Source organism: Fluviicola sp., assembly GCF_030151805.1.
In the GTDB taxonomy this organism is placed as follows: Bacteria; Bacteroidota; Bacteroidia; order Flavobacteriales_D; family Crocinitomicaceae; genus Fluviicola.
In genome coordinates, this window is sequence record NZ_JASLCN010000379.1 from 1 (window position 1) to 7,817 (window position 7,817).

General features: G+C 41.6%; 7 protein-coding genes and 1 pseudogene. 6 read left to right on the forward strand and 2 right to left on the reverse strand.

All coding sequences use genetic code 11. The features are described from left to right. Nucleotides 1-243: pseudogene (locus Q1V93_RS14355) on the reverse strand (aldose 1-epimerase family protein); the annotation flags it as partial. Nucleotides 244-697: 454 nt separating this feature from the next. Here Q1V93_RS14355 and rimP point away from each other — a divergent pair. From rimP to Q1V93_RS14385, 6 genes are all read left to right on the forward strand, one after another. Further along, complete coding sequence (gene rimP / locus Q1V93_RS14360) at nucleotides 698-1,174, forward strand: ribosome assembly cofactor RimP (protein WP_300665617.1); 477 nt, start codon at nucleotides 698-700, stop codon at nucleotides 1,172-1,174. Nucleotides 1,175-1,180: 6 nt separating this feature from the next. Further along, entirely contained in the window at nucleotides 1,181-2,416 is a 1,236-nt protein-coding gene (gene nusA, locus Q1V93_RS14365) for a transcription termination factor NusA (RefSeq protein ID WP_300665618.1), read from the forward strand. 351 nt (nucleotides 2,417-2,767) lie between these two features. Then, complete coding sequence (gene infB, locus Q1V93_RS14370; protein ID WP_300665619.1) at nucleotides 2,768-5,641, forward strand: translation initiation factor IF-2; 2,874 nt, start codon at nucleotides 2,768-2,770, stop codon at nucleotides 5,639-5,641. A gap of 157 nt (nucleotides 5,642-5,798) precedes the next feature. Beyond that, the gene (locus Q1V93_RS14375; protein ID WP_300665621.1) at nucleotides 5,799-6,293 is read left to right on the forward strand and encodes a hypothetical protein; all 495 of its coding nucleotides are present in this window, start codon (nucleotides 5,799-5,801) and stop codon (nucleotides 6,291-6,293) included. Between the two features lie 167 nt (nucleotides 6,294-6,460). Continuing rightward, the gene (locus Q1V93_RS14380; RefSeq protein ID WP_300665622.1) at nucleotides 6,461-6,979 is read left to right on the forward strand and encodes a hypothetical protein; all 519 of its coding nucleotides are present in this window, start codon (nucleotides 6,461-6,463) and stop codon (nucleotides 6,977-6,979) included. Between the two features lie 186 nt (nucleotides 6,980-7,165). Next, nucleotides 7,166-7,612 (forward strand): hypothetical protein, encoded by a 447-nt coding sequence (locus Q1V93_RS14385; protein ID WP_300665623.1) that lies wholly within the window; start codon nucleotides 7,166-7,168, stop codon nucleotides 7,610-7,612. A gap of 98 nt (nucleotides 7,613-7,710) precedes the next feature. Here the strand turns inward: Q1V93_RS14385 and Q1V93_RS19415 are convergent, their stop codons facing one another. Then, nucleotides 7,711-7,797, reverse strand: coding sequence for a DUF4395 family protein (locus Q1V93_RS19415; protein WP_367183814.1), 87 nt, complete (start codon nucleotides 7,795-7,797; stop codon nucleotides 7,711-7,713). Nucleotides 7,798-7,817: the final 20 nt, after the last annotated feature.

Genomic DNA, 7,817 nt, shown 5'->3' on the forward strand with positions numbered 1-7,817 from the left:
AAATTCCCGGTCGCGTGCAAAACCGTGTTGTGAAAGTGTGTAAGATTTATCCTGAAAGGTAAAAGAATCATTCAGTAATCTTCCGACAATCGGGAAAAGATTCGGCGCCACGCGGTTCCAATGAGCCGTTTGTTTGGACCAGAGAACATTTGAACGCGGATTCTTTCCGAAAAAGATGAGTTCTGCACCATTCAATGAAATGGTCGCTTGCAGTTGGGGAGATTTTAATTCAATGGTTTTCATTAGTACAGGTATAAATAGGGCATAACACTCTCAGACTTTATTACAACGCTTAGGATCGTTGGAATATTGTTCTATGAATTGCTTGTGTTGATTTCAGAGAAGAATATAATCAGGATGCTCTCTTCCTGAGAGGATGTGTGTATCGGGTGATTTGAGAAAGGTATTGCTTGTAACTTATTGATTTTTAGATTCGTCCCAATATTGGGAAATTGGGTTTTAGGGATTTTGCAATAAGCCGATAGCTTCCTTGTTAATAGCGGAATCTTCACATTTGAACTGAACGGACATTTTGTAGAACACGCATGTCAAGAGACCTTGAAGCAGAATAGGTATTTAGCTTACAACAAATTAACAGTGTTTAATTTTTGGTTTTCAATAAAATTTGCGTATATTTGCATCACATTTAAGTAAAAAACACGAATGAGGGGACGCAAGTCCCCTCTTTTTATCTCATATGATTTCAAAACAAAAAGTAAGAGAATTAGCCGAAGAACGAATCAAAGACCGCGATGAACGTTTGTTTATTGTGGAGTTGACGATCAGTGCTTCTAACGTGATCCGCTTGGAGTTGGATAAAACAGAAGGAAACGTGTCGATCGAAGATTGCATGTCTGTTTCCCGAAACATTGAACACAACCTGGATCGCGAGGATGCGGATTTCGAATTGCATGTTTCTTCCGCAGGGTTGGATAAGCCTTTACGCGTTCATGCCCAGTATGTGAAAAACATCGGTCGTGATTTGGATGTGAAGCTGAAATCAAAGGAAAAAGCAACAGGAACATTGATTGCTGTTGATGAAACCGGAGTGGTACTGAAACGTGAAGAAAAACAAGCGGTTGAAGGCAAAAAGAAAAAGGAACTGGTGGTGATCGAAAACAAGATTGCCTTTTCAGATATAAACGAAGCAAAAATTGTTATTTCATTTAAATAAGAAGCTATGAACAGCTTGGAACTAGTAGAATCGTTTTCCGAGTTCAAAGAACTCAAAAGCATCGACAAACAAACGATGCAGCACGTATTGGAAGACGTATTTCGTGCCATGTTGAAGAAGAAATTCAACACAGATGAGCACATCGATGTGATTGTAAACATCGATAAAGGAGACGTTCAGATTTTCGTGAACAAAGAAATTGTTGCTGATGGTGAAGTAGAAGATCAAAACACAGAGATCGCTTATTCAGATGCAATTAAGATCGAGCCGGATTTCGAAATCGGTGAGGAAGTATCAGAAGAATTCCGTTTTGCGGACTTCGGAAGAAGAAATATTTTGTCTTTGCGCCAGAATTTGATTTCCCGCATTTTGGAATTGGAGAAAGACCACTTGTACAAGAAATACAAAGAGCGTATCGGTGAAATTATCACGGGTGAAGTTTATCAGGTCTGGAAGAAAGAAATCATGGTATTGGATGATGAAAACAATGAGTTGATCCTTCCGAAATCAGAGCAAATTCCATCTGACTACTTCAAAAAAGGAGAATCTATCCGTGCGGTTGTATCGAAAGTGGATATGCGTAACAGTTCACCGGTTATTATCCTTTCACGGATCGCACCGGAATTTTTGGAGCGTTTATTCGAATTGGAAGTTCCTGAAGTATTCGACGGATTGATCACCATTAAGCGTATTGTACGTGAACCGGGAGAAAGAGCGAAAGTAGCAGTTGAATCATACGATGATCGTATTGATCCGGTTGGAGCTTGTGTCGGAATGAAAGGTTCCCGTATTCACGGAATTGTTCGTGAGTTGCGCAATGAGAATATTGACGTAATCAATTTCACGAATAACCCGAAATTGTTTATTCAGCGTGCATTGTCACCGGCAAAAATTACCAATATTGAAATCGACGAAGAAGAGAAGCGTGCAAGCGTATTCCTGAAACCGGACCAGGTTTCGTTGGCAATTGGAAAAGGAGGGTACAATATCCGTTTGGCAGGAAGATTATCCGGATACGAAATTGATGTATTCCGCGATGGTGAATCTGACAACGAAGACGTTGACTTAGAAGAATTCGCAGATGAAATCGATAGCTGGATTTTGGATGAATTGAAAGCAGTTGGTTGTGATACAGCAAAATCTGTATTGGAATTGACAGTGGAAGATTTGGTTCAACGTACGGATCTGGAAGAAGAAACAGTACAAGAAGTATTGCGTATTCTTCGCTCAGAATTTGAATAAGAGCAAACGCAGTTTGCGAAGACCGAGTGTAGCAATGACAAATTGCGTCACACGAGGGAAAACGCAGTTTGCGAAGACCGAGTGTAGCAATAACAAATTGCGCCACACGAGGGAAACGTAGTTTGCGAAACACGAAGAAAACACAACGCTTTTGATGATGTGAGAAGCGGTAACGCGGAAGCAAAAAAGAGGGCTTTAAAAGAATAAAACAGACAGTGATTTCGGTCAGGAGAAAAATACCTGACCGATTTTCACCTAAATCTGGCTAACACTAACTATCTTTACACAGCGAAAAAGGTTCATTCCGGTAGTAATCGGTTTGAACATTAATTAAAAAGAAGCAAATAATATATGTCTGGTAAAACACAGCGTTTAGGAAAAGCAGCAGGAGAGTTGAATGTAGGAATCTCTACGATCGTCGATTTTTTGGCGTCGAAGGGACAAGCTATTGACTCCAATCCAAATACGAAGTTGGATCCGGAGCAGTATGACATGTTGCGAACTCAATTTGCCGCGGATCAAAATTTAAAGGAGCAATCCAAAATGTCGGCGGTTAAAAGAGAGAAACGTGAAACCATTACCTTGCGTGATATCAAAGACGAACCGAAAGCTCAGGATGAGGAGGACGACTTTGACAGCAAAGTATTGGAACAAGTAAAAACTGCCCCTGTTGTTACTCCAAAAGTTGAAACTCCAAAGGTCGAAGAGAAAATTGAAACTCCGGAACCTGTTGTTGAGAAACCAGTTGAAGAGACTCCTAAAGTTGTTGTGGAAGAGCCGGTTGCTCCTACCAGCAATAGCAATAGTAATGAAGGTGGAGGAATTCAGGTGATCGGGAAGATTGACTTAGATAAGTTGAACACAAAAACCCGACCGGATAAGCGCAAAAAAGAGGACGGACCAATCGACAAGAGCGATTATCCGAAGCCTCCTGTTGCGCCTGAAAAAGAGGAAGTAAAAGCAAAGGAAACGCCAACTCCGGCTCCTGATGCTCCGAAAGAAATAGAAACAATTCGCGTAGAACGCACTAAATTGTCAGGACCAACGGTTCTCGGTAAAATCGAGTTACCGGTTGAGAAACCAAAATCAGTGGGTTCTTCCCGTCCTGGTGACGATCGCAAGAAGCGCAAACGCATTAAGAAAGTTGACGTAGCCAAAACTCCGGGAACAAACCCACAAGGTGGTGGTCAGGGAGGACAAGGCGGAAATCGTCCTGGCGGACAAGGCGGTCCAGGTGGAAACCGTCCGGGTGGAGGAAACTTCAACCGCGGAGGAGGAAACAACTTCCGAAAAGGAGGGCCGGTTGACAAACCAGCAGTTTCCGAACAGGATATCCAAAAAGAAATTAAAGATACATTGGCTCGTTTATCTTCTCAGGGAGGTAAATCCAAAGCTTCCAAAAACCGTCGTGCAAAACGGGATGATCGTGCGCAACGTCGTGAAATGGAACAAATGGAAGCAGAACTTCAGGAAAAAATCTTGAAGCTGACAGAGTTCGTTACCGTGTCAGAATTGGCGTCGATGATGAACGTGTCCCCAACTCAGGTTATTTCGGCTTGTATGTCATTGGGAATCTTTGCTTCAATTAACCAGCGTTTGGATGCTGAAACGATTCAAATCGTGGCTGAAGAATTCGGATTCGAAACAGAATTCGTTTCTGCTGATGTTCAGGAAGCCATTCAGGAAGTAGAAGATAAAGAAGAAGACTTAATCGAACGTCCGCCGATCATTACGGTAATGGGACACGTTGACCACGGTAAGACCTCCTTATTGGATAAAATCCGTAATGCAAACGTAACTGCCGGTGAAGCCGGAGGAATTACACAGCATATCGGTGCATACTCTGTGACTTTGAAAGATGGTCGTAAGATGACTTTCTTAGATACACCGGGTCACGAAGCCTTTACGGCGATGCGTGCTCGTGGTGCTCAGGTAACGGACGTCGCAATTATCATTGTTGCAGCAGATGATGACGTGACGCCTCAAACAAAAGAAGCAATCTCGCATGCTCAGGCTGCAGGAGTTCCGATGGTATTTGCGATTAACAAAATTGATAAGCCGGGAGCAAATCCGGACAAGATCCGCGAGCAACTTTCTGCTATGAATATCTTAGTAGAAGAGTGGGGTGGAAAATACCAGTGTCAGGAAATTTCTGCAAAACAGAACTTGAATATTGATGCGTTATTAGACAAAGTATTGTTGGAAGCGGAGATTTTGAATCTTCGTGCGAACCCAAATAAAAATGCAGTTGGTACCGTAATCGAATCTTCTTTAGATAAAGGAAAAGGATACGTTACAAACATGTTGGTACACGCCGGAACCATGAAGGTCGGTGATGTCGTACTGGTAGGACGTAACTACGGACGTGTTCGTGCAATGCATGATGAGCACGGAGTTGCTTTGAAAGAAGCTGGTCCTGCACAACCGGTATCCGTTTTGGGTATCAACGGTGCACCATCCGCAGGAGATACGTTCCACGTGATGGATGACGAGCGCGAAGCGAAAGCAATTGCTACCAAACGAGAGCAGTTGTATCGTGAGCAAGGTCTTCGTACGAACAAACACATTACCCTGGATGAGATCGGTCGTCGTTTGGCAATCGGTGATTTCAAGGAGTTGAACCTGATCGTGAAAGGTGACGTGGACGGATCTATCGAAGCGCTATCGGATTCCTTATTGAGACTTTCAACAGAAGAAATTCAGGTGAACATCGTTCATAAAGGAGTTGGTGCGATTACTGAAGCCGATGTGAACTTAGCTTCTGCATCAGATGCAATCGTTATCGGATTCCAGGTAAGACCATCCGTTGCGGCACGTAAATTGGCGGAACAAGAGCAAATCGATATCCGTTTGTACTCTGTAATCTACAAAGCGATCGAGGAATTGAAAGCTGCGATGGAAGGAATGTTATCTCCGGATATCGAAGAGAAAGTAATCGGTACTGCTGAAATCCGTGAAACGTTTGACATTACAAAAGTGGGTACGATTGCAGGATGTTACGTTACAGACGGAATCATCAAGCGCTCTTCTAAAATTCGCGTTATCCGTGATGGAATTGTCATTCACACAGGGGTTCTAGGATCATTGAAACGATTCAAAGACGACGTAAGAGAAGTGAAAAACAATTACGAGTGTGGTTTGAACATTGATAAGTTCAACGATATTAAGATCGGTGACTTGGTTGAAGCTTACGAAGAAGTAGAAGTTGCAAGAAAACTGGCTTAAGTATAAGCTTAAAAATATCAGAAAGCCATCCGTTATTAACGGATGGCTTTTTTGTTGCGTTTAAAATGCGGATGTGCCAAAAACTGATCCTGCGGTAGGAGGAAAGGGTGAGGAATTCATACATTGAACTTAATTATTCACATCTAAAATTCGATTTATGAAAAAGATTATTTTCTTGTTTGCAATTATCAGTATTGGGTTGTCCTCCTGTAAAAAAGAGCAGATCACTCCGGAGCCTTCCAAAAAAACAGTTCAAACTTCAGATACGAAAGGATTGCATTGTGCACCCTGGAGGGATGCCGCAGATGCAGATGCTGCAGCAATCGATCTGAATGCGGTGGGAATTTGTAATACTTCTTTATGCAGTGGTGGGACAACGACGTATTCTTATTCAAATAATATGATTGTAAGAGATGGTTCGGGAGCAATCGTGTATTTTTTGGCTTTTACACCAGTAACAATTGCAGATCAAAATGCTATTTGGAGTAATGCTGTCAGCCAGGCAATTACGAACACTCCTGTTGGCTTTAGCTTGTCCAGTATTCATAATTTCAGAACGGAAGTTGCAAGTGGACCATTCTTAGTTTATAGAATGAGATTCGACATTACCTACATTAAATGCACCGGAGGAGGCGGTGGAGGCGAAAGCTAAATCCACTTCAGTGAAAATAAAGTAAATAGTATGGGCCGGGCGGAAAATTTTCTGTCCCGGCTTGTTTTTACGGAATAGTCATGTGCCAAAAACTGATCCTGCGGTAGTGTGGAAATTAGAGAAATTGATGAATTTCAATGTTAATTATTCACTATAATATTCAAATTATGAACGCACGAATCAAAAAGTTGACCGGAATGGTCACCGTGACAGCAGCGCTCTTTTTAAGTATTTCAAGCTGCGAAAAAGAACAGGTTAAACCTGTTGTGAAACCACACAAAAATCCAGGAAGTACAAACACAACCAAAACACTTCATTGCGCGCCTTGGCGGGATGTGTTCGGATGTACCGAAGCGGCGGCAGATCTGAATGACGTCGGATTCTGTAATACATCCAGTTGTTCGGGAACTCAGACTACTTTGAACATTAACAACATCACTGTTCACGAAACAGGTAATTCAAATCCGATGTATCTTTCCGACTGGGATCCAATACTGATTGCGGATCAAAATGTTATCTGGAACCAAGCGGTGAGTGAGGCTACTTTTATGGCTCCGTCGGGATATACTTTGGCAAGTATTCATAATTTCAGAATCCAGGTAATATCTGTCGGAATGCTCTTAACGAATACCATGAAGTATGATATTACTTACAAAAAATGTACAGGCGGTGGTGGCGGAAGCTAAGCTTGCTTTTGAATGTTAACTACTAAAAGAGGTGTTCATTATTTGGACGCCTTTTTTGTTCTATGGAAAATGCGGATGTGCCAAAAACTGATCCTGCGGTAGTATGATGAGACAAAGGAATACATACATTGGACTTAATTATTCACGTCTAAAACCCAATTTACGAAAAAGATTATTTTTTTATCATTGTTTATTAGTGCCGGTTTTTTATCCTGCAAAAAAGAATCGGTAGCTCCGACAAATTCCACAAAATCTCCGAAGAATACTGAGAATGTAACCAAGAGTTTAAACTGTTCTCCCTGGAGGGATGCTGACGACGTACAAGCAGCAGTGGTAGATTTGAATGAGGTGGGAGATTGTAATATTTCTCTTTGTGCAGGTAATATCAGTATGTCTTACTTAATCGACAAAGTTGTGGCGAATAGTACTGGAGGCACTTTGTATCTGATTTCTTTTGCACCAGTAACAATCGCAACCCAAAATTACATTTGGAGTAATGCTGTTAGTCAGGCCAATGCGTCTGCTCCTACTGGATTTGGGGTCTCTAAAATTCATAATTTCAGAGATATTGCTGGAGGGGGACTCAACAAAAGAATGATAAAATTTGATGTTGATTACATAAAATGTAATTAAGGAATTAATGAACACTCCAAAAATGAAAAGGCTCAACCGAATGGAAGAGCCTTTTCTGCTTGTTAATTTATATGAATCTAAGGGTTATTCAAATTGAATCAACGAAATCTTGCTAGTTGTTGATAAACAATACAACCTATACAAAGACCAAATCCTGCCTCTAAACTGGCAAATAGAAGCAGGATTCCTCCAACGAGACTTGCTG